Consider the following 22,334-nt stretch of genomic DNA (forward strand, 5'->3'; position numbering starts at 1 on the left):
GGTCGAATCCCCGCGGGTGCACGCTTCGATCGCTGCGCTGGCGGGATGCACGGGCCCGAGCGCGGCGCCATCCCCAAGGGGCGGGCGCCGCGCGCTCGTTAGTGCCGCCTGATGCCACCCGGTGTTTGTGCCACTCGGTGTTGGTGCCACTCGGTGATGGTGCCGCCTGATGTGGTGCTGCCTGATCTGGTGCTGCAGAGCGCCGCTGGGTGTCTTGGTGACCGGGTGGCGGGCGCGGGTGGGTGTGGTGGTGCCGCTCGGGTCCGGGTCTGGGTTGGGGGATTGCCTGGTTGGGGATCGCCTAGTTGGGGGGGCTTGATCGCCGCCCGCTGATCGCTAGGTTGGATTGGTGCGCCCTGTCATCGGCATCACCACCTATGTGGAGCCCGCCTCCTGGGCTGTCTGGCACGATCTGACCTCGGCGCTCGTGCCGTACGACTATGTCGCGGCGGTGACGGATGCCGGCGGTCGGGCGGTGCTGCTGCCTCCTGATGACCTTGATGCCGATGTGGTGCGAGTGCTCGATGGGCTGGTGCTCAGCGGCGGCGCAGACGTCGACCCCGAGCTGTACGGTGCGCAGGCCGAGCCCTTGACCGACACACGGCCAGATCGAGACTCAGGGGAGTTGCTGCTGGCGCGGGCCGCGCTGGAGCGTGACCTGCCGGTGTTGGGGATCTGCCGGGGCATGCAACTGCTCGCTGTTGCCGCTGGGGGAGTGCTGCACCAGCATCTACCTGACGTGTTCGGCCACGAGCGGCATCGCCCGGCGCCCGCGGTTTACGGGCGGCAGGAAGTGAGCTTCGTTGCGGGCAGTCGGATTGCCGCGCTCATGGGTGACGATCGCGCCGTGCGGTGCTATCACCATCAGGGGGTCGCCGAGGCGGGTTCGCTGGTGGTGACCGGCTGGGCGGACGACGGGTGTGTGGAAGCGGTCGAGGATCCGCGGCGCAGGTTCGTCCTCGGTGTGCAATGGCACCCCGAAGTCGTCCGGGACAAGCGGTTGTTTGGTGCACTCACGGCGGCCGCGTCCGAACCGGGAGTTCGGCACTCGATGGGGTGAACGCCGGAATTCTCCTACCGGTCGGATTGTTGGAAACAGGTACCGCGAATGGCGTTCTTTGTCGGGAAAATCTCGTGGCAACCGGGAATATTCTCCGGCTCGGAGAAATCGTTGGTGATCAACAGATTGTTCGCGGTGGCGCTGGTTAAGGAAAACAAGATATGTGCCGCCGAATGGTGAGCTGAAGACCAAGGAGGGATTGCACCACATGCGCAGGCCCCTGATCGGACTGACCTCGTACGCCGAGAACGTGCAGTACAACGGGAACGACGTTATGGCCGGGATGCTGCCCTTGTCCTACGTCAAAGCCGTGCACGCCACCGGAGGCCGAGCCGTGCTGATCACCCCCGACGATCCCGGCACCGACGTGATCGAGTCGTTGGACGGCATCTGCTTCGCCGGCGGTGGGGATCTGGACCCGGTGCACTGGGGTGCCGAGCCGCATCCGGCGACCGACGCCGACCCGGTCCGTGATCTTTCCGAGCTGATGCTGATGCGGGCTGCCCTCGCCGCCGACCTGCCGGTGCTCGGTGTGTGCCGGGGCATGCAGCTGATGGCCGTGGCGACCGGCGGTTCGTTGCACCAGCATCTGCCTGATCTCGTCGGGCATGATCGGCATCGGGCGTCGCCCGGCACCGATCCGCTCGCTGCGGACTCGGCCTCGTTCGGCCGGCATGACGTGGTCGTGCAGCGGGGCTCGCGGGCCATGAGTCTGTTAGGGGCACAGCTCACGGTGAATTCCTTCCATCACCAGGCCATCGACGATCCGGGTACGTTCACCGTCAGCGGTTGGTGTCCCGACGACCAGATCGTGGAGATCGTCGAGAAGCGCGACGCGTCGTTTGCGCTGGGCGTGCAGTGGCATCCGGAACGCACCGGCGATCTCCGGGTCTTCGCGGCGCTGGCGGAGGCCGCCGCCCGCCGGTCGGGTCTGGGTCGCACCGGCCTCGCTGCTTGACTCCGTTCTCTCTGTCCGCCCAGCGCATCCGGGCGGTGCCGCCCGGCAGGTCGGCGCCGATTCCGTTACCGTGCCCATGTGGGGTTCGGCGCGGATCGCGACCGGCGGGACACACGGGAGGACGCATGGGGGGCGCGCTGCCGGAGCGGCTCCGGACGGCGTTCGAGCGCGGCGGCGAGATGGGTCGCCGGATGCTGGCTCTGGACTGGGCGGCGACCCCGTTGGGCGAGCCGCACCGGTGGCCCACCGAGCTGGCGGAAGCCGTGGCACGGCTGCTCGCCTCAAAGGCGCAGATCGTGCTCTTCTGGGGGCCGGAGCGGTGCGCGCTTTACAACGACGCCTACATCGCGACCATGGGCAGCAAACATCCAGGGCATCTGGCGCGGCCCGGCAACCAGATGTGGGCCGAGACGTGGTCGCTGCTCGATGACCTCTTCGCCGGGGTGGCCGCAGCCGACGAGGCGTTCTACGCCGCTGATCACCCGTTCATGCTGGAGCGGCACGGGTTCCTCGAGGAAACCTACTTCGATATCTCCTACGATCCGATCCGGCGGGCTGACGGCACGGTCGGCGGGGTGTTCTGCATCGTCAGCGACACCACGCGCCGCGTGCTGGGCGATCGTCGGGTGCGCACGCTGAGTCGGATCGGCTCCCTGCTGACGGGTTCGACGAACCAGGCGGAGTTGGGCAGCCGGGCGGTGCAGGTCCTCGCCGAAAACCGGGACGACCTGCCGATCACGGCCTTGTACCTGCACGGTTCCGGCGAAGAAGCGCACGGTTCCGGCGACGAAGCGCATGGTTCCGGCGACGATGCAGCCCTATATGTGGCCGGCGCCGAGGAGACAGCGGACGGGGAGCGCCAGGCCACGGCGAAGGAGGCGGCGAGGGCGCTGACTGACGCGGCCCGGCAAGTCGTCGACGAGGTGGTGCGCAGCGGTCGGCCCGCGACGACACCGCTTACCGCGCTTATCGATGCGCCGCCCCCATCGGCCGCCGACGAGGCTTTCGTCCTCCCCGTGGGGACCGGTGCGCTCGTGGTCGGAGTGAGCCGTTACCTGGCGCCGGACGACACCTATCGGGACTTCCTGGATTTGGTCGCCGCGCAAATCTCGCGGGCCGTGACGAATCTGCGAACGTACGAAGAGGAACGTCGGCGGGCGGCGGAGCTGGCGGTGCTCAACGCGGCGAAGACGAACTTCTTCTCGAATGTCAGTCACGAGTTCCGGACCCCGCTGACGCTGATCCTGGGTCCGCTGGAAGACCTGCTCGGCCGCCGGGAGCTCGACAGTGAACTGCGGGACCGGCTGATTCCCATGCAGCGCAACGGATTGCGCCTGTTGAAGCTGGTCAACACCGTGCTCGACTTTTCCCGGCTGGAGTCGGGGCGGCTGCGGGCCGAATTCCGGCCCACCGATCTGGCCGACTACACGATGCGGTTGTCCAGCTCCTTCTCCTCCGCCATCGAGCGGGCGGGACTCGAGCTGCGGGTGGACTGCCCGCCGCTGACCGGGCCGGTGCACGTCGACCGGGAAATGTGGGAGAAGATCGTCTTCAACCTGCTCTCCAACGCGCTCAAATTCACCCGCGCCGGCCACATCACCGTCCGGCTGCGCGAACACCCCGCCACCGCACCGACCGGCGCGGCCGTGCTGGAGGTCGAAGACACCGGCGCCGGCGTCAGCGCCGACGATCAACAGTCGCTCTTCGACCGCTTCCACCGGGTCACCGGGGCCTGGTCTCGCAGCCATGAGGGTACGGGCATCGGCCTCTCCCTGGTCCGCGAGCTAGCCGAGATGCACGGCGGCACAGCAACCGCGCGCAGTGAACTCGGCGTGGGCAGCACGTTCACCGTGACCGTGCCGCTCGGTACGGCACACCTGCCCGCCGACCAAATCGTTGCGGAGCACTCCGCTGCGGCGCCCGACGAGCAGTCACGGCTCTATGTGGAGGAGGCGCACTGGTGGCTCGGGGACACCGGGTCTGAGCCAGGGCCGCCGGTGCCGCCAGGCGAGGTCGAGGCGGCACGGCAGGGCCGGGTGCTGCTCGTCGATGACAACGCCGATCTGCGGGATCACGTCGCGCGGCTGCTGCGGCCGTACTGGGAGGTGACGACGGCGGAAGACGGGTGGGAGGCGCTGGAACAGGCCCGGGCGCTGCCGTTCGATCTGGTGCTGACGGACGTGATGATGCCGCGGCTGGACGGGTTCGGGCTGATCGAGGCGTTGCGGGCCGACGAGCGTACCCGGGACGTGCCGATTGTCATGCTGTCCGCCCGGGCCGGCGAAGAGTCCTCAGTCGAGGGTCTCGCCGCGGGCGCCGACGACTATCTGGTCAAGCCGTTCTCGGTGCGGGACCTGACGGCGGGGGTGCGGGCCAACCTCGAGCTGGGCCAGGTGCGCCGACAGATCATCAGCCGGTTGCGCGGTCTGGTCGACGCGGCGGCGGCCGTCAATACCGTACGCACGACCGCCGAGGTGCTCGACGTCGCGGCCCGGCACGTGGCGGCGATGACCTCCGCAGGCCGGGTCGTGGTGACCGCGCCCGGAGCCCGCGCCGAAGCGGTCGGCGGAACAGTCGAGCTGGCCGCGGTAGCCGACGCGGTGCTGCCGTTGCCGGACACGTCGGGGGTCATCCTCGGTGAGCTGTCGGTCTGGTCCGGCCCGGACGGCGCGCCCGAGCCGGTGCTGCTCACCCAACTGGCCCGGCTCATCGGGTTGCGGCTGGAGAACGCCCGGCTCTACGAGGCCGAGCACCGCATCGCCAGCACGTTGCAGCACAGCCTGCTGCCGCAGTCGCTGCCCCGCATGCCCGGCGCGATCGTGGCGAGCCGATACCTGCCCGGCAGCAGCGAAGCCGAGGTGGGCGGCGACTGGTACGACGTCATCCACGCCCCCGGCGACCAGCTCTTCCTCGTCATCGGTGACGTGGTCGGCAAGGGTGTGCAGGCCGCCGCGGGGATAGGGCAGCTGCGTAACGCGCTGCGGGCGTACATTCTCGAGGGTTTCGATTGTGGCGAGGCCCTGACCCGCCTCAACCGGCTGGTGGACAACCTGGGTCAGCGGCAATTCGCGACCGTGGTGTGCGTGCGGTTCGATCCGCGTACCCGGGAATTGCATTTCTCCGCGGCCGGCCACCCGTCGCCGGTGCGGGCGGCGCCCGGCCAGGTCGGGGATTTTCTCTTCACGTCGGCGCTGGGGCCGCCGATCGGCGCGCTTGGCGACTCGGTGTATCCGACGTTGCGCACCGAGTTGGCGCCTGGCGACCGACTGCTGCTCTACACCGACGGGCTGGTGGAGGACCGGCGCAAGGGCATCGATGAGGGGCTTGCCGAGGTGTGCGCCGACCTGGCCCAGAGCGCCGACCACGTCGAGGATCTTCTTGACGGCCTGCTCGGCAAGGCAGCCCGGCACGCACGCCGAGACGACATCGCACTGCTGGCCCTGCAGGTCACCGAGCCGCGCGAACTGGAGCTGCGATTGCCGGCCGATGCGACGAAGCTTACCGTGCTGCGCCGGCGGGTCGAGGACTTCCTCACCGGCAACCAGGTGCCGGAGAACGACATCTTCGACCTGCTCGTGGCGGTGTCGGAGGCGGCGGCCAACGCGATCGAACATCCGGTCGACCCGGTCGAACCGGTAGTCACGGTCCGCGTTTCGCTGGACGAGGACGCGGTGACGGCGACCGTCCGGGACACCGGGAGCTGGCGCCCGGCAACCGGCCCGAGCTTCCGCGGTCGCGGGCTCGCCCTGATCGGGGCGCTGGCCGACCTGTCGGTGACCCGCTCCGAGGCCGGCACGTCGGTCACCCTGCGGCGGCCCTTCAGTCGGGCTTGACCAGCCAGGGCTGGCCGCTCAGGCCGGAAATGTCGAGCACCCGCCGGACCTGTGCGGAAGGGATCACCTCGAGGGTCGTCGGGAACCGTTCGGCGAGGCGGAGCAGGGTGTGGATAGCGGCGGAGTCGAAAAAGGTGACCGCGCGCAGGTCGAGAGTGGCGGCACGGGTGCCCTCGCCGGTCGCCGCCTGGAACATCCGGTCCGCGGTCGACATGTCCACCTCTCCGGTCACCAGCACAGTGGCCCGGTCGCCGACCACCGACGTGGTGGCCGAGAAGAAGCTCGCCATGTCGTCTTGATCCACGCTAGCCACGATTACACAGCGGTTCTGGCGGCGGCAACAACCGGTGCACGCTCCGCGGATCAGACACATCGGCGGCGATAGGCTGTCGGTATGACCGTTCGTGCCCCGCTCACCCCCGGAAAGCAGACGCCCACCCGGGCGGTACCGCCGCAGATCGTCCGGCCCGAGTACGTCGGCAAAAGGCGCCCGAAAGAGTGGCGCGGTTCGCACGTGCAGACCCCCGAGACGATCGAGAAGATGCGGCTCGCGAGCCGGCTTGCCGCGCAGGCCACCCAGCTCGCCGGGGAACACTGCAAGCCGGGCGTGAGCACCGACGAGATCGATCGTGTCGTGCACGAGTTCCTCGTCGACCACGGGGCCTACCCCTCGACGCTGGGCTACAAGGGATTCCCCAAATCCTGCTGCACCTCGCTCAACGAGGTGATCTGCCACGGCATCCCGGACAGCACGGTGCTCGAGGACGGCGACATCATCAACGTCGACGTCACCGCGTACATCGGGGGTGTGCACGGTGACACGGACGCGACCTTCTGCGTCGGCGACGTCAGCGAGGAAGCCCGGCTGCTGGTCGAGCGCACCCACGAGGCGATGATGCGCGGCATCCGCGCGGTGGCGCCCGGGCGACAGATCAACGCCATCGGCCGGGTGATCGAGGCGTACGCCCGCCGGTTCGGCTACGGCGTGGTGCGTGACTTCACCGGCCACGGCATCGGTGAGACATTCCACAGCGGGCTCTACATCCCGCACTACGACAACCCGCGACTCACCACGGTGATGGAGCCCGGCATGACGTTCACCATCGAGCCGATGATCACGCTCGGCACGTACGAGTACGAGATGTGGAACGACGGCTGGACGGTCGTCACCCGGGACCGCAAATGGACGGCCCAGTTCGAGCACACCCTCGTCGTCACCGAGGACGGCTACGAAATCCTCACCCTCCCGTAGGGCGTCCGGGCCAGGCCAGCGTCGTCGGAGTGACGGAGCCGCGGCGGCGCCAGCGGGCCGCCCGGACGGCAGCGTCGGTGAGGGCGCTCAACGCGGTGGACCGGTCGCCGCCCTCGGTGACCGGCAGGACAGCCCGCCACGCCTGGGCCACGCCGTCCTCGACCTGAATCGCCAGCTTCACCGCGCTCGCCCGATCGTTCACCGGAAACGGCAGCTGATAGCCGGCCGGCGCTGCGGCCGCGCTGGCCTGCACTGCCGCGATCTTGCTCACCAGCACGTCGCGGCGGTTCCGGTGCACCGCCTCCGCGGCTCGGGCCTGGGTCACGTCGCCGTCGCCGCCGAGTTTGACGCCCAACACCCCGTACGCGTAAATGGCCGCCTCTTCCGCAGCCAGGGCGGCCACCAGCTGGGCGTTCATCGCAGCACCTCGGCGTGCGCGGCGCGGGCGGCGGCGATCGAGCCGACCAGGGCCGCGCGGTCGGCCGGAGCCTGACCACAGGCGGTGACGGCGGTCTTCTGCGCGGTCTGCTCGGCCTTACGCAGCGCGGCGAGCGACTGGGCGCCGCCCGGCGGGGCGGACGCGGCGGTGGACGGGGCGGTCACGCCGATGAGTGCCGACAACTCGGTGACATGCGCCCGATGATCGTCGGCGAGGGGACTCAACCGGTCCCGCAGCGACGGATCGGCGGCAATAGCGCGGTCGTAGCCAGCGGCCAGTCGGATGGCCTCATCGAGCAGGGGTTGCAGCGCGTCAGGCTCGGGCGCCGGGTCCTGATCGTCATCGAAGAGGCTGCACCCGGCGACCGCGGACACACCCACGGCCGTTCCCGCGGCCACGCCCAGGAGCTGACGTCTTCTCACGCCCGCCAGTCAACACCATCGCCGCTCGTAGCCCCGGCGGCCGGTCGTCGCCGCCCGGTGGGGTGGTCGCTGACCTGCGCATGGCGCGGAATCGGTGCGGCGGCGGCCGGGTCGGGAGCCGGGCGCGTTACGCTCTGCGTCAGCCTCCGGGGACTTGGGCCCGGTGGCATGCCGGCGTTTCCGGTGAACCACCGGTGGGGCGCACCTGACCTCGCCGGACACAAACAGAAGGGTTGGGTCCGATGACGCAGCGTGGTCGCGCCGGAGCCCGGCCGGCTAACCGTCGCTCGGGGAACCGGGGCCGGGACGCCGCCGAGGAGCAGCGCCCGCCCGCCGCGCCGCGGATCGACCTGGTGGCGGCTCGCGCGCGGGTCCAGACGGTGATCGAGCCGGTGGTCGCGGCGGCCGGGTACGACCTCGAAGAAGTGCACCTGTCTCGCGCAGGCCGGCGGCACGTGGTTCGCGTGCTGGTGGACGCCGACGGCGGGATCAGCCTGGACGACGTCGCGGTGGTGTCCCGGGAGATCTCGGCGGCGCTGGACGCGGCCGAGGAGTCGGGCGGCGAGGTGCTGGCCGGCGAATATCAGCTCGAGGTCGGCTCGCCGGGCGTGGACCGGCCGCTGACCCTGCCGCGACACTGGCGGCGCAACGTCAGCCGCCTCGTGACGGTCGCCGTCGCCGGGCGTACGGTGACCGGCCGCATCACGGCAGCCGACGACGCCGGGATCGTGCTGGACAGCGACGGCAAGGTGACCGAGGCGGCCTACGCCGACCTGGGCCCAGGCCGGGTGCAGATCGAGTTCAAACGCCTCGACGAGGCGGTCTTCGCCGACGAAGACGATGAAGACGACGATGACGGCGAAGACGATGCAGAAGATGACGACCTAATCGAAGACGACGAGGATGGGGAGGGCGGGGACAGATGAACATCGACCTCGCGGCGCTGCGCGCCCTGGAGCGCGAGCGGGAGATCCCGTTCGAGACGATCCTCGCGGCGATCGAGACCGCGCTGCTGACCGCGTACCGGCACACCGACGGTGCGGAAAGTCACGCCCGGGTGGAGATCGACCGCAAGCACGGCGCGGCGCTGGTTTACGCCCAGGAGCTCGACGCCGAGGGCACGATCGTGCGGGAGTGGGACGACACTCCCCACGACTTCGGCCGCATCGCGGCCATGACGGCCAAGCAGGTCATCCTGCAGCGGCTGCGCGAGGCCACCGACGAGGTGCACTTCGGCGAGTACGCCGGCCGCGACGGTGACCTGATCACCGGCATCGTGCAGGCCGACGCCGCGCGTGCCGAGAAGGGCATCGTGATCGTCGACCTCGGCAAGATCGAGGCGGTGCTGCCCCAGGCCGAGCAGGTGCCCGGCGAGACGTACGAGCACGGTTCCCGGATCCGCGCGATCGTCGTGCACGTCGCCAAGGGCTTCCGCGGCCCGCAGGTCACCCTGTCGCGGTCCCACCCGGCGCTGGTGAAGAAGCTCTTCGCGCTGGAGGTGCCGGAGATCGCCGACGGGACGGTGGAGATCGCCGCCATCGCGCGTGAGTCTGGTCACCGTACGAAGATCGCGGTCCGCTCGATGGTGCCCGGCGTCAACGCCAAGGGTGCGTGCATCGGGCCGATGGGTCAGCGGGTGCGTGCGGTGATGAGCGAGCTGCACGGCGAGAAGATCGACATCATCGACTGGTCGGACGACCCGGCGCAGTTCGTCGGCAACGCGTTGTCGCCGGCCAAGGCGCTGCGGGTGGAGGTCGTGGACCTCGCGAGCCGGACCGCGCGGGTGATCGTGCCCGACTTCCAGCTCTCGCTGGCGATCGGCCGGGAGGGGCAGAACGCCCGCCTCGCGGCTCGGCTCACCGGCTGGCGCATCGACATCCGCCCCGACAACGAGCCGGCGACGACTGCGGAGCGGGATGCCGCCGAGACCGGAAGCTGACCGGATACGCGGATCCCGCGTCCGAGGGGTAGACTTTTCGGAGGTCGGCCCGATGCGAACCTGCATCGGCTGTCGCTCACGCGTGCTGACCTCCCAGTTACTGCGGTTCGTCGCGGTGCCGGTCGGAGCTGTTTTCCGGCTGGAGCCCGATCCGGACCGTCGACTGCCGGGTCGGGGAGCGCACCTGCATCCTGATCCGGCTTGCTTCGCGCAGGCGGAGCGGCGTCGCGCCTTCGGGCGGGCGTTGCGTCTCACCGGTGTTGCTGACACCGGCTTGCTTGCCGAGCACATCCGCGTGGTCATGCCACCCGGAACGACCGCTGACGGAGCGTCAGAGTCCCGTCACGACCCAGCAAGGTAGGACGACCGACATGAGCACACGATGAAGTCCCTGAAATGACCAGGCTTCAAGTGCAGGAGTGAGGTCGCTGCGGGTTTTTCCGGCTCGCACGACCTCGAAGTGAGGAGTGCAGTGCCAGGTAAGGCCCGCGTACACGAGCTCGCGAAGGAGCTCGGGGTCGACAGCAAGACCGTTCTCGCCAAGCTCAAGGAGATGGGCGAGTTCGTCAAATCCGCGTCTAGCACGGTCGAGGCCCCCGTGGCCCGGCGGCTGCGAGGCGCCCTCGACGCCCAGGACGGTGCCGCTCCGGCGGCTCCCGCCGCGGCAGCCCCGAGCGCCCCCGCGCCCAGCGCGCCCCGTCCCAATCCCGCAACCGCACGGCCGCAGCCGCCGCGTCGGCCCGCCGCCCCGGCCGCGGGTGCACCCAGTGCACCCACGTCCCCGGCGCCGAGTCCCGGTGCGCTGGCCCGGCCCAAGCCGGCGGTTCCCGGCCGTCCGGGCCCCGTGCCCGGTCCGGTCGCCAAGCCGGCGAGTGCCCACGACATCGAGGTGGCGGCCGCCGAGGCGCGCGCCTCGGCTCTGAAGGCCGAGCAGGAAGCAGCGGTGAAGGCGGCCCAGGCCGCTCGCACCCGCGATGCCGAGCGTCGGGCGCAGCAGCCCCCGGCCGAGGGCACTTCCCGCCCGCGTCCCCCGGGCCCGGGCACGGTTCCGCCACGTCCCGGTTCGCCCGCGGCCACTCGTCCCGGTGCGCCGGGCGCCCCTGCGCCGGGTCGTCCCGGTCCGGGCGGTTCGCCGCGTCCGCCGGCGCGTGGTCCCGGTAACAACCCGTTCGGTGTCTCCGGTGGCGCCGCTCGGCCGACCCCGTCGGCGATGCCGCGTCCCAACCAGCCCGGCATGCCGCCGCGGCCGAGCCCGGCGTCGATGCCGCCGCGGCCCAGCCCCGCGTCCATGCCTTCGCAGCGCCCTGCCGGTCCCGGCGGCGGTCGTGGCGGTCCCGGTGGCCGTCCCGGCGGTCCGGGCGCGCGTCCCGGCGGTCCCGGTGGCGGCGGCGGTGGCTACCGCGGCGGTCCCGGTGGCGGCGGCGGTGGCGGCGGTTACCGTGGCGGTCCCGGTGGGGGCGCCGGCGGTGGCGGTGGCTACCGCGGTGGTCCCGGTGGCGGCGGTGGTGCCGGTGCCGGCGGCGGTTTCCGTCCCGGTGGCGGCGGTCCCGTGGGCGGTGCCCCGGGTCGTCCCGGTGGTGGCGGCCGTGGCCGTGGCGGCGGTGCCGCGGGTGCCTTCGGGCGTCCGGGTGGCCGGCCGACCCGCGGTCGCAAGTCGAAGAAGCAGCGGCGTCAAGAGTTCGACAACCTGTCGGCTCCGCAGATGAGCTCGGGCGCGCCTCGCGGCAGCGGCCAGGAGATCAGGCTGTCCCGCGGTGCGTCGCTCTCCGACTTCGCCGACAAGATCAACGCCAACCCGGGTTCGCTGGTCCAGGAGATGTTCAACCTGGGCGAGATGGTCACGGCGACCCAGTCGTGTTCCGACGACACCCTGCTGCTGCTCGGTGAGCACCTCGGTTTCGACGTGCAGATCGTCAGCCCCGAGGACGAGGACCGCGAGCTGCTGTCGCGGTTCAACATCGACCTCGACGCCGAGATCGCCGAGGACCGCCTCGTCACCCGGCCGCCGGTCGTGACCGTCATGGGTCACGTCGACCACGGTAAGACGAAGCTGCTCGACGCGATCCGCAAGACCAACGTGGTCGCCGGCGAGGCGGGTGGCATCACCCAGCACATCGGCGCCTACCAGGTCATTGTCCCGCACAACGGCGAGGACCGGGCGATCACGTTCCTGGACACCCCGGGTCACGAGGCGTTCACCGCCATGCGTGCCCGTGGCGCCCAGGCGACGGACATCGTCATCCTCGTAGTGGCCGCCGACGACGGCGTCATGCCGCAGACGGTCGAGGCGTTGAACCACGCCAAGGCCGCCGAGGTGCCGATCGTGGTCGCGGTCAACAAGGTCGACAAGCCGGACGCCAACCCGGAGAAGGTCCGTCAGCAGCTCGCTGACTACGGCCTGCTGGTCGAGGAGTACGGCGGCGACACGATGTTCGTCGACGTGGCCGCCAAGCCCGGCATCGGCATCGACGACCTGCTCGAGGCCGTGCTGCTGACCGCCGACGCGTCGCTGGAGCTCACCGCTCCGATCGACGGCCCCGCCCAGGGTGTCGTGGTCGAGTCGCACCTGGACAAGGGCCGCGGTGCGGTCGCCACCGTCCTGGTGCAGAAGGGCACGCTGCGGGCCGGCGACTCGATCGTGGCGGGTGGCGCGCACGGCCGCGTCCGCGCCATGCTCGACGAGAACGGGAACACCGTGGCCGAGGCCGAGCCGGCTCGTCCGGTCCTGGTGCTGGGTCTGACCTCGGTGCCGGGCGCGGGCGACACGTTCCTCGCCGCCGAGGACGACCGCACGGTGCGGCAGATCGCCGAGCAGCGGCAGGCACGTCGCCGCGCGGCGAGCTTCGCCAACTCGCGCGGCCGGGCCACTCTCGAGACGCTCATGGAGCAGCTCAAGGAGGGCGAGAAGACCTCGCTCACGCTGCTCATCAAGGGTGACTCCTCCGGTTCGGTGGAGGCGCTCGAGGACGCCCTGTTCAAGATCGAGATTCCGGACGAGATCCAGCTCAAGGTCATCCACCGCGGCGTCGGTGCGATCACCGAGAGCGACGTCAACCTGGCGTCGGCCTCGTCCGAGCAGATCGCGACGATCATCGGCTTCAACGTCCGGGCCTCCAACAAGGTCAAGGAAATGGCCGACCGCGCCGGCGTGGAGATTCGCTACTACAGCGTCATCTACCAGGCCATCGAGGAGATCGAGGCGGCGCTCAAGGGCCTGCTCAAGCCCGAGTACGAAGAGGTCGAGCTGGGCACGGCGGAGATCCGCGAGGTCTTCCGCTCGTCCAAGATCGGTCTCATCTCGGGTTGTATGGTCCGGTCCGGCCTCATCCGTCGCAACGCCAAGGCGCGCATCCTGCGCGACGGTGTCGTGGTGGCGGAGAACGTCACGATCAGCTCGCTCAAGCGCTTCAAGGACGACGCCACCGAGGTCCGCGAGGGCTTCGAGTGTGGTCTGACCCTGCAGGGCTTCGGCACGCCGCAGACCGGCGACGTGATCGAGACCTTCGAGATGCGCGAGAAGCCGCGCTCGTAAGAGCTCCGGCCTGATGCGGCCCCCGGTGCGAGAGCACCGGGGGCCGTTGTCTTTACTACTGGGATGTCCCGCTACGCCCTGCTGCTCGCGCCCTCCGCCAACCGTGTCTACGCCGACCAGGCCGGCCGCCTCTCGCTGGCCGAACTGGCGGCCTTCTCGCCGGTGCTCTCCGGCCCTCTCACGGACCTCGCGGAGACCACCATCGGCGGCGTCGGCTACCTCACCTTCGCCGGTGAGCTCGACGAGAAGGACATCGCGTACCTGTCGAACCTGTCGGCCGGCTACGCCCTCTTCGCGCGGGTCGACGACGACCTGCTGCGCCCACTCGCGCTGCGCCCGCTGGCCCGTTTCGACAGCGACCTCATCACCATCCCGAAATACGCGGGCAAGACCAACGAGCAGTTCACCAAGCTGCTGCTCAACCTGACGCTGCTCGCCTCGGCCTCGGCGCCGCGCATGCTCGACGGCCGCCTCACGGTCTGCGACCCGCTCGCGGGCCGCGGCACCACCCTCAACCAGGCCCTCATGTACGGGTACGACGCGCTGGGCATCGAGATCGACGGCAAGGACGTCGAGGCGTACAAGCTGTTCCTGCAGACCTGGCTGAAGCGTAAGCGGCTGAAGCACTCCGCTGAGCTGGTGCCGGTTCGCCGTCAGGGCCGCCGGGCCGCGCGTCGGATGGAGGTCACGTTCGCGGCGAGCAAGGAAGACCACAAGGCCGGCGACGTCAGCAAGGTGACCGTGATGCACACGGACACCACGCAGATCGAGGGCCTGCTGCGTCCGAACTGCGCGGACGTGCTGGTGGCGGACCTGCCGTACGGCGTGGCCCACGGCAGCTACGACGACGAGGGCGGCATGTCTCGTCGCCCGCTGGATTTGCTGGAGCGAGGTGTGCCGCTGTGGACGAACCTGCTGCGGCCGGGCGGTGCGATCGGCTTGTCCTGGAACCTGAAGGTCGCCAAGCGGGAGCTGGCCGAGGACATCCTGATCGCCAATGGCCTGCAGATCGTCGCTCACGAGGAGCTGAGCCACCGCGTCGACCAGGGCATCGAACGGGACGTGGTGGTGGCCCGCAAGCCGGCCCGATAATCCGGATGATCTTGTCGTGGGCCGGGCGTAGGCTGCTCGCTGATGTATACGGAGACTGCGCTCTTTGACCTGCTCCTGCCCGGCGACTCGCAGTCGCTCAAGCAGAAGCGCTCCTATGTCCGGCCGATCATCGCGATGCTGCGCAAGTTCGAGGTCAGCGTCGCCGAGGTGGGCATGCACGACCTGCACGGTCGCGCGCAGCTCGGCGTGGCCGTGGTCGCGGCTGAGCCGGCACAGGCTCGCGCGGTGCTCGACACCTGCGAGAACCAGGTCGCCGGGCGTCCCGAGATCGAACTGCTGTCGGTCCGTCGCCGCCTCTATGGCGACGAAGACTGAACCGGCGGGTGTGGGGCAGGAAAGGGCGGCCCGGCCGCTTCCGGCTCAGGGCGGCCACTCTCGGCGGGCGGCGGGGTGAGCTGGGGCATGGACGGACCGGCGGGACGTTCGGGCCGGGGCAGTGATGGGTAGGCTCTCTGCGTTAGGCGGGGGTGGGACTCACCCCGGAAGCACGGTTGTCGGAGGTGGGCGAAATGTCGGACCCGGCCAAGACTCGGCGGCACGCGGAGCGGGTGAAGGAGCTGGTGGCCTCGCTGGTGCGCGAGATCAAGGATCCGCGACTCGGCATGCTGACCGTCACCGACGCCCGGATCACGGGTGACCTGCGGGACGCCCATGTGTACTACACCGTGCTGGGTGACCAGACCGAGCAGGCGTCAACCGCGGCAGCGTTGGAGAGCGCCAAGGGCATGCTGCGGACCCGGGTGGGACACGCGCTTCGGCTGCGCCACTCGCCCAGCCTCACCTTTGTGCTGGACAACGTGCTGGACCACGCCAAGGAGATCGACGACCTGCTCGCCGAGGCACGGCACCGGGATGCTGAGGTGCAGCGGCTGGCGGCCGACAAGAAGTACGCCGGCGACGCGGACCCGTACAAGTCCGAGGACGACGAGGACGACGACGCAGCCGACGAGCGAGTGGGCGCCGAGGAGAAACGGTGACCGAGGCGGTCGCCACGACCATCGACGTCACCATTGCGGAGGCGGACTGGGCGAGTGCCGTCCGCACGGTGCGCGAGTTCGCGCCGGCCGGCCGGGTTCTGCTGATCTGCCACGTGAGCCCGGACGGCGACGCGCTCGGCAGCATGCTTGGCTTCGCGCTGGGCCTGCGCCGGCTGGGCGTACGCGACCTGCAGGCCACCTTCCCCGGGCCGTTCGAGATTCCGGAGCCGTTCACCGGCCTGCCCGGTCTCGATCTGCTGGTGCCGGAGGCCGACGCCTACCCGAACCCGGATCTGGTGCTGGTCTTCGACGTGGCCGCTGAGTCTCGACTCGGCGGTCTCGTCGACCGGCTCGCGGCGGCCCGAGCCACGGTGGTGCTGGACCACCACGCCTCCAACACCCGGTTCGGGGATGTGCAGTTGGTCGACGCCACCGCGGCCGCTACCGCCGTGGTCGCCGAGCAGTTGCTCGACCGCCTTGATGTGCCACTCGACCTGCACATCGCCGAATGCCTGTATGTCGCGCTGGCTACCGACACGGGCTCCTTCCGGTTCGACATGACCACGCCGCGGGTGCACGAGATGGCGGCTCGGCTGATCGCTACCGGGCTGCGGCCGGGCGAGATTTCCCGGCGGATCTTCGACAGCCGCCCGTTCGGAGCCATGAAGCTTTTCGCCGACGTGCTGGGCCGGGCGGAGCTCGAACCGACCGCCGCGGCGGGGCACGGCCTGGTCTGGACCTACGCGACGCTGGACGACCTGGCCCGGCACGAGCAGCGGCCGTACGTGCTGGACGCGTTGATCGACCCGGTGCGCTGTGTGGCCGAGGTGGACGTGTCCGTCGTGGTCAAGGAGGTCGCTGCGGGCGAGTGGGCGGTGTCGTTGCGGAGCAAGGGTGCTGTTGATGTCAGCGCGGTGGCGATCGCGTTGGGTGGCGGCGGGCACCGGCTCGCCGCCGGCTTCACCGGTTACGGCGCCCCAGGCGACGTCATGGTGTCCGTCCGCGAACAGTTGGCCGCCCACGTGGTGGCGTGACCAGCCTTGAAATACGCCCTCAGCAGGGCGGATGCGCGGTCTGGGCGAAGATTGTTGTCCCATGGTGCGGGAACGATGCGGCATAGAGCGGGACGGAACGTTAGCTTGGGTTAACGGTGATTTGGTTATTGCGCAGGCCCGAACCTGGTCCGTCGCGTTGACCTCGAGCCACCCGGATGTCACCCATCCGGGCTGCGTCGCATGCCATGTGCCCCGGTGACCCCGGGCCGGCGGAAGCGGCGCCCCGCTCGATCCGATCCCATGTGGGAGGTTCCACGATCATGGCCGCTCAGCCGAAGCCCCAGCCGTCCGAAGACACCCGCGAACAGGCCCGTCGGGCCCTGCAGACGTCGATGGACACTCGCCAGTAACACTCGACAAGGCGCGCCGATGTAACTGGCGCACCTGCCTTGCGACCCTTACGGTCGGGCGGGCATCCTGACTGTTCATGAGCCCGTCCGCCGTGGTCGCCGATCGCACGCTCACGCGCCGCATCGCCGCTCTGGCCCTGCCGGCCCTGGTCGTGCTCGCCGCCGAACCGCTCTATGTCCTGGTGGACACCGCCGTCGTGGGTCACCTCGGCCGCGTGCCCCTGGCCGCAGTCGCCGTCGGTGGCACCGTCATGTCGCTCGCCGTCTGGTTCGGCACGCTCATGGCGTACGGGACCACCGGCCGCGCCGCCCGCCGCTTCGGTGCCGGGGATCGCACCGCCGCCGTCGCTGAGGGAGTGCAGGCGTCCTGGCTGGCATTGACCACCGGCGTCCTCCTGATCGCCTTCGTCCAGCTCTGCGCGGGGCCACTGTGCCGAGCCCTCGCCAGCGATCCCCAGGCCGCCGAGGCCGCCGCGGACTGGCTGCGCATCGCCGTGCTCGGTGCGCCGGGGCTGCTGCTCGCCGCCGCCGGCAACGGCTGGATGCGCGGAGTCCAAGACACCCGCCGCCCGCTGTGGTTCGTCCTCGGTGCGAATGTGCTCTCCGCCGCGCTCTGTCCGCTGCTGGTCTATCCCGCCGGCTGGGGACTTCTGGGCTCCGCGGTCGCCAACGTCGTCGCGCAGTCCGTCTCCGGCGGGCTGTTCCTGTGGGCGATCGTGCGGGAGCGTGCGCCACTGCGGCCAGTGCCGGCGGTGATCGGCAACCAGCTGCTGCTCGGCCGGGACCTCCTGCTGCGAGGTGCGGCATTTCAAGCCTGCTGGCTCTCAGCCACCGCTGTCGCGGCCCGGTTCGGCGTGGCCGCCCTCGGCGCGCATCAGATCGCGCTGCAACTGTGGTTCTTCGCCGCGCTTGCTTTGGATGCGGTCGCCATCGCCGCCCAGTCACTGGTCGGTGCCGCGCTAGGTGCGGGTGACGAGCAGGCCGCCCGGGAAGTAGCTCGCCGGGTCACCATCGTCGGCGGGATCGCCGGGGTGGTGTTCGCGCTCGGCGCCGCGGCCGGTGCCGGGCTGATTCCCGGACTGTTCACCGGCGACCGGTCGGTGCACGAGCAGGCGGCCGTGGTGTGGCCGTGGTTCGTGGGTATGCTGCCGTTCGCCGGTGTGGTCTACGCCCTGGACGGGGTGCTGATCGGCGCCGGAGACGTCGGCTACCTGCGCACGATGACCCTGGTGGGCGCACTCGGCGGGTTTCTCCCGCTCATCTGGCTCGCGTACGCGTTTGACTGGGGCCTGCCCGGCATCTGGGCCGGCCTCGCGATGTTCACCCTGGTCCGGCTGGTGGCCCTGCTGATCCGCTGGCGTGGCCCCCGGTGGGTGGTCCTGGGCGCAACCCGATAGGGCCGATCTGGTTGGGTGGTGCCGTGAATGTGGATGGCCTCATCGTGGTGGACAAGCCGGGCGGGATGACCTCCCATGACGTCGTTGCCCGGATCCGGCGGCTTGCCAAGACCCGACGGGTGGGGCATGGCGGCACGCTCGACCCGATGGCTACCGGCGTCCTGGTGATCGGGGTCAACCGGGCGACCCGGCTGCTCACCTACGTGATCGGGTCGCAGAAGAGTTACCGGGCGACGATCCGCCTCGGTCAGAGCACGGTCACCGACGACGCCGAGGGGGACGTGACCGCGACGGCGAACACCGACGACGTCACCGACGCCGGCATCCGGTCCGGGCTGGCCGCGCAGACCGGCGAGATCGACCAGGTGCCCAGCGCGGTCAGTGCGATCAAGATCAACGGTGAGCGGGCGTACAAGCGGGTGCGCGACGGCGAACAGGTCGAACTGGCCGCGCGCCGGGTCACGATCTCCCGGCTCGACGTGCTGGACATCCGCCGGGTCGAGGACGGGATCGACGTCGACGTCGACGTGGACTGCTCCAGCGGCACCTACATCCGGGCCATCGCGCGAGACCTGGGCCGCACGCTCGGCGTGGGCGGTCACCTCACCGCATTGCGGCGTACGGCGGTAGGCGGCATGACCCTGGCTGAGGCGTCGACGCTGGACCAGCTGGAGGAACGCTCCCCGGACGTGGTCTCGTTGCCGATGGCCGAGGCGGCACGTCGAGCCTTCCCGCAGCGTGACGCGACCGAGGAGGAGACGCGGGTGCTGCGCCACGGCGGACCGCTGGAGCCGGTGGGCATCTCGGGACCGTACGCGGTCTTCGGCCCGGCCGGTGAGCTGCTCGCCATCGTGTCGGAGCGGCACGGCAAGGCGCGCGCGGAGATCGTGCTGGCTCCCGCCTAGGCGGCGGGGCTGGGCAGGTGCTCGGCGACGACGGCGACCAGTTCGGCGGCGGCGTACGGCTTGTCGAGGAAACCGTCGCACCCCGCCTCCAGCGCTGCAGCCCGATCTTGTGGCAGCACACTTGCCGTGACCGCCACGACCGCCGGGCGCGGACGGCCCGCGGTGGCCGTGCCGGCGATCAGCTCGCCGGCCAGAGCGAGCCCGTTGCCGTCCGGCAGGTTCATGTCCAGCAGCACCAGGTCCACATCCTCCCGGCCGAGCTGGGCGCGGGCCGAGGACAGGCTCGGCGCGTCGAGGATCTCGGCGGTACGGACGGCAGCTACGTCCGCCCGGGCCAGGACCGCCTTGACCAGGGTGCGGTTCAGTTCCTCGTCCTCGACGAGCAGGATGCGCGGATTCTCGGCCGTCACGGCTTCTCCTTGTCGTCGCTGCGCCCACCGAGGAGCGGGCCGAGTTTGTCCGAGCCGGCGCCACCGGCCATGGCGGTGGCGACCACGCCGCCCGCGATCGCCGTCGCCACCAGCGAGGCATCTCCTGCGGCGGGGGCGAGGCCCAGCACCGGGGTGTCCCGGGTAGCCGGGTCCTGTTCGAGCGCGGCCAGCATGCTGAACCCGTCGACCTCGCGTGCCTGCATGTCACAGACGATCAGGTCGAAGTGGCCCTCGCGACTTTGCGCCAGGCCGTCGCGGCCGTTGGCTACGGCGACGACGTCGGCGCCGCCGGCGCGTAGCCCGTCCTCGATGGCCTGCCGGATCGCATCGTCGTGGTCGACCACCAGCACCCGGGGTGCGGGCCGGTTGGCTACCGCGCGGGCCAGCGCGCCGAGCAGGGCGGGCTGGTCGACGGGCTTGATGAAATAGTCGGCGGCGCCGAGGGCGAGGCCGGTCTGCCGCTCGTCGAGGATGGTGGCGAAGAAGACCGGGATGCCCGCGAGGCGCTCGTCCGCCTTGAGCCGGCGCAACACTTCGAAGCCGTCCATGCCGGGCAGGCTGACGTCCAACACGATCGCGTCAGGTGGGTGGGCGCCGGCCGCGGTGAGGGCCGCCTCGCCGGTTCCGGCCAGGTCGACCTGGTAGCCGGCGTGCTCGAGCTGGGTCTTCAGCAACTCCGCGGACTGCGGATCATCCTCGACCAGCAGGACGCGAGCGCCCGCGCCGGGCTCGGCGGGTGCTTGCGAGCTGACGACGGGGGCGGCTGGCAGCCGTACGGTGAAAGCACTGCCCGCACCCGGCGCCGACACCAGGGTGATCTCCCCGTCGTGCGCCTCCACCAGACGCCGGGTGAGGGCGAGTCCGAGTCCGGTGCCGGCCCGCTGCCGGTCCGGGTCGCCGACCTGCTGGAACTCCTCGAAGACCTTCTCCTGGTCGGCGGGGGCGATGCCGACGCCGGTGTCAGCGACGGTGACGGTGACGAAGTCGCCGCGGACTGCCGTGGTCACGGTGATCCGGCCACCCTCCGGCGTGAATTTGATGGCGTTGGAGAGCAGGTTTTCGACGATCTGCCGGAAGCGCACCCGGTCGGCGTTGGCGGTGGCCGCGACGAGCTCGGTCCGGACGGTGAGGTCCTTGGTGGTGAGCAAGGGGGAGAGGCCGGTGAGGAGTTCCTCGACCGCGGAGTCGACGCGCAGCGGAGCGAGTCGCAGCTCCAACTTTCCGGCCTCGACCTTCGCCAGGTCGAGGATGTCGTTGATCAGGCCCAGCAGGTGCCGACCGCTGGTGTGGATGTGCTCGACCCACTCGGCGGGCACCCGACGCCGGTCGCCGTCGGGCTCCTCCAGCCGCATCAGGTCGCTGAAGCCGATGATCGCGTTCAGGGGCGTCCGGAGCTCGTGGCTCATGTTTGCCAGGAAGGAGCTCTTCGCCTGGCTGGCTCGGGTCAGCGCCTCCACCGACGCGCTCAGCTCGGTCGCCATGCGGCGCTGCGCATCCAGCACCGCCTGCCGTTCGGCGAGCACAGCCGCCTGGCCGCCGAGCAGAGCCAGCAGCCGCAGATCGTCGTCGCTGAACAGGCCCCGGTGCCGGTTGAACAGCAGCACGGCCCCCTCCGCGTCGGGCGGCACCGGCATGCTGAGGACGGTCACGAAGTCGTCGCCCAGATCAGCGCCGCCGTAGTGCCGGACCAGCGCGGGGTCGCCTTCGCGGAGTCGGGCTGGCTGGCCGGCGCGGATCAGCGCGGTCAGGTCGGTGAAGCCGAGATCCTCGGGGATGGTGAGCGGCGGTCCGGCGTACGCGGCGGGGGCGAGTTGGCCGTCGGCTCGGGGCATGAGCACGGCCACGGCGTCGGCCCCGGTCTGCAGCCGCATGATTTCGGCGTACGTCTGCCAGACCTGTTCCGGGCTGCTGACCTGGGCGCGCAGCAGGCGCTCGGTCACCGACTGGGCCGCGGTGGCCGAGAAGGCCCGGCGTAGGAAACGGGGTGGGACGAACGCGATCAGGTAGCCGATGCCGGAGACCAGCGCGAGCACCCGGTTGACCGCGCCGTAGGCGGGGTCGGCGCCCGGCAGCGAGCCGAGGCCGATGAGCACGATCATCAGCCCGAAGGCGAGGGTCGCGCCCGCGGCGATAGTCAGCCGGGCCCGGTTCGCGCCGGTCCGGGTCCGGGCTTTGCCGAAGATCAGGGCGGCGGCGACGACCTCGGCGACCAGAAAGTAGCTGAGCGCGAACAGCACCCAACCCCGTGGCAACGGCCGGGCCATGAAGAATTGCGGGACCGCAGCCGCGAGGAAGACGGCCGGCAGGACGATGTGCAGCCACTGCGGCACCGGGCGTAGCCGGCCGGCGAGGCGGACCGTCAGATAGGGCTGGGCCAGCAGGAAGGCCAGGGCGACGGCGCTCACCCAGGAGGGCAGAGTGCCGTCGTGGAGCCGCCGGGCCACATCGACGCAGAACAGCACCGTGCAGGGCGCGAAGACGAGCGTCACGTCGCGTTCCAACGGATCGCGGCGACGGAGATAGCCACGGAGCGCACGGACGAACAGGACGACGAAGGTGAACTCCGCCGTTAACAGGATCAGCGCGCTCCAGTCGACCTGCATATCAGGATCAACTGTAGCGTTTCAGGCACTCGTACAGACCGATACTCTTACGCCCGGGACGACAGGGG

The 22,334-nt window shown here is 70.4% G+C and carries 18 protein-coding genes and 1 pseudogene; 14 read left to right on the plus strand and 5 right to left on the minus strand.

Annotated elements, in window-relative coordinates; translation table 11 throughout:
• The first annotated feature begins 349 nt into the window (after positions 1-349).
• The 3 genes from ACIA1L_RS01085 to ACIA1L_RS01095 all read left to right on the plus strand — a co-directional run bounded on the left by ACIA1L_RS01085 (position 350) and on the right by ACIA1L_RS01095 (position 5,851).
• Positions 350-1,060, plus strand: a complete 711-nt coding sequence (locus tag ACIA1L_RS01085) for a gamma-glutamyl-gamma-aminobutyrate hydrolase family protein (RefSeq protein WP_396070247.1) — start codon at positions 350-352, stop codon at positions 1,058-1,060.
• Between the two features lie 208 nt (positions 1,061-1,268).
• Positions 1,269-2,018 (plus strand): gamma-glutamyl-gamma-aminobutyrate hydrolase family protein, encoded by a 750-nt coding sequence (locus ACIA1L_RS01090; RefSeq protein ID WP_396070248.1) that lies wholly within the window; start codon positions 1,269-1,271, stop codon positions 2,016-2,018.
• Between the two features lie 125 nt (positions 2,019-2,143).
• Positions 2,144-5,851 carry a SpoIIE family protein phosphatase gene (locus ACIA1L_RS01095; RefSeq protein WP_396070249.1) on the plus strand — a complete coding sequence of 1,236 codons (3,708 nt, stop codon included), beginning with the start codon at positions 2,144-2,146 and terminating at the stop codon, positions 5,849-5,851.
• Here ACIA1L_RS01095 and ACIA1L_RS01100 read toward each other — a convergent pair.
• Positions 5,838-6,155 carry an STAS domain-containing protein gene (locus ACIA1L_RS01100; RefSeq protein ID WP_396070251.1) on the minus strand — a complete coding sequence of 106 codons (318 nt, stop codon included), beginning with the start codon at positions 6,153-6,155 and terminating at the stop codon, positions 5,838-5,840. The two genes, ACIA1L_RS01095 and ACIA1L_RS01100, sit on opposite strands and share 14 nt — an antisense overlap.
• A 90-nt stretch (positions 6,156-6,245) precedes the next feature.
• On the opposite strand from ACIA1L_RS01100, the gene map reads away from it, so the two are divergent.
• Complete coding sequence (gene map, locus ACIA1L_RS01105) at positions 6,246-7,103, plus strand: type I methionyl aminopeptidase (RefSeq protein WP_396070252.1); 858 nt, start codon at positions 6,246-6,248, stop codon at positions 7,101-7,103.
• Here the strand turns inward: map and ACIA1L_RS01110 are convergent.
• Positions 7,090-7,521 (minus strand): ferritin-like domain-containing protein, encoded by a 432-nt coding sequence (locus ACIA1L_RS01110; RefSeq protein ID WP_396070253.1) that lies wholly within the window; start codon positions 7,519-7,521, stop codon positions 7,090-7,092. The genes map and ACIA1L_RS01110 overlap by 14 nt on opposite strands.
• Entirely contained in the window at positions 7,518-7,964 is a 447-nt protein-coding gene (locus tag ACIA1L_RS01115; protein WP_396070254.1) for a hypothetical protein, read from the minus strand. The genes ACIA1L_RS01110 and ACIA1L_RS01115 overlap by 4 nt, the downstream gene beginning before the upstream one ends.
• A 242-nt stretch (positions 7,965-8,206) precedes the next feature.
• Between ACIA1L_RS01115 and rimP the strand changes: the two genes are divergently transcribed.
• The 10 genes and pseudogenes from rimP to truB all read left to right on the plus strand — a co-directional run bounded on the left by rimP (position 8,207) and on the right by truB (position 19,232).
• On the plus strand, positions 8,207-8,890 hold the full coding sequence (gene rimP, locus ACIA1L_RS01120) for a ribosome maturation factor RimP (RefSeq protein ID WP_396070255.1): 684 nt from the start codon (positions 8,207-8,209) through the stop codon (positions 8,888-8,890).
• Positions 8,887-9,903, plus strand: a complete 1,017-nt coding sequence (gene nusA, locus ACIA1L_RS01125) for a transcription termination factor NusA (RefSeq protein ID WP_396070256.1) — start codon at positions 8,887-8,889, stop codon at positions 9,901-9,903. Before rimP ends, nusA begins: the two co-directional genes overlap by 4 nt.
• A 52-nt stretch (positions 9,904-9,955) precedes the next feature.
• Positions 9,956-10,278: pseudogene (locus ACIA1L_RS01130) on the plus strand (YlxR family protein).
• Positions 10,279-10,375: 97 nt separating this feature from the next.
• A complete protein-coding gene (gene infB, locus ACIA1L_RS01135; RefSeq protein WP_396070258.1) occupies positions 10,376-13,435 on the plus strand; it encodes a translation initiation factor IF-2 in 3,060 nt (1,019 codons plus the stop codon).
• A gap of 63 nt (positions 13,436-13,498) precedes the next feature.
• Entirely contained in the window at positions 13,499-14,527 is a 1,029-nt protein-coding gene (locus ACIA1L_RS01140; RefSeq protein WP_396070260.1) for a TRM11 family SAM-dependent methyltransferase, read from the plus strand.
• A 42-nt stretch (positions 14,528-14,569) separates the two neighbouring features.
• Positions 14,570-14,863 (plus strand): DUF503 domain-containing protein, encoded by a 294-nt coding sequence (locus ACIA1L_RS01145; protein WP_396070261.1) that lies wholly within the window; start codon positions 14,570-14,572, stop codon positions 14,861-14,863.
• Between the two features lie 194 nt (positions 14,864-15,057).
• Positions 15,058-15,525, plus strand: coding sequence for a 30S ribosome-binding factor RbfA (rbfA, locus tag ACIA1L_RS01150; RefSeq protein WP_396070262.1), 468 nt, complete (start codon positions 15,058-15,060; stop codon positions 15,523-15,525).
• Positions 15,522-16,559 carry a bifunctional oligoribonuclease/PAP phosphatase NrnA gene (locus ACIA1L_RS01155; protein ID WP_396070263.1) on the plus strand — a complete coding sequence of 346 codons (1,038 nt, stop codon included), beginning with the start codon at positions 15,522-15,524 and terminating at the stop codon, positions 16,557-16,559. Before rbfA ends, ACIA1L_RS01155 begins: the two co-directional genes overlap by 4 nt.
• Positions 16,560-17,007: 448 nt before the next feature.
• Positions 17,008-18,327, plus strand: coding sequence for an MATE family efflux transporter (locus ACIA1L_RS01160; protein WP_396070265.1), 1,320 nt, complete (start codon positions 17,008-17,010; stop codon positions 18,325-18,327).
• A 23-nt stretch (positions 18,328-18,350) separates the two neighbouring features.
• A complete protein-coding gene (gene truB, locus ACIA1L_RS01165) occupies positions 18,351-19,232 on the plus strand; it encodes a tRNA pseudouridine(55) synthase TruB (protein ID WP_396070267.1) in 882 nt (293 codons plus the stop codon).
• Here the strand turns inward: truB and ACIA1L_RS01170 are convergent.
• Positions 19,229-19,642 carry a response regulator gene (locus ACIA1L_RS01170; RefSeq protein ID WP_396070268.1) on the minus strand — a complete coding sequence of 138 codons (414 nt, stop codon included), beginning with the start codon at positions 19,640-19,642 and terminating at the stop codon, positions 19,229-19,231. The two genes, truB and ACIA1L_RS01170, sit on opposite strands and share 4 nt — an antisense overlap.
• A complete protein-coding gene (locus tag ACIA1L_RS01175; protein WP_396070270.1) occupies positions 19,639-22,266 on the minus strand; it encodes a response regulator in 2,628 nt (875 codons plus the stop codon). Before ACIA1L_RS01175 ends, ACIA1L_RS01170 begins: the two co-directional genes overlap by 4 nt.
• Between the last annotated feature and the right edge of the window lie 68 nt (positions 22,267-22,334).

Source organism: Actinoplanes sp. NPDC051859 (genome assembly GCF_044452725.1).
GTDB lineage: Bacteria > Actinomycetota > Actinomycetes > Mycobacteriales > Micromonosporaceae > Actinoplanes.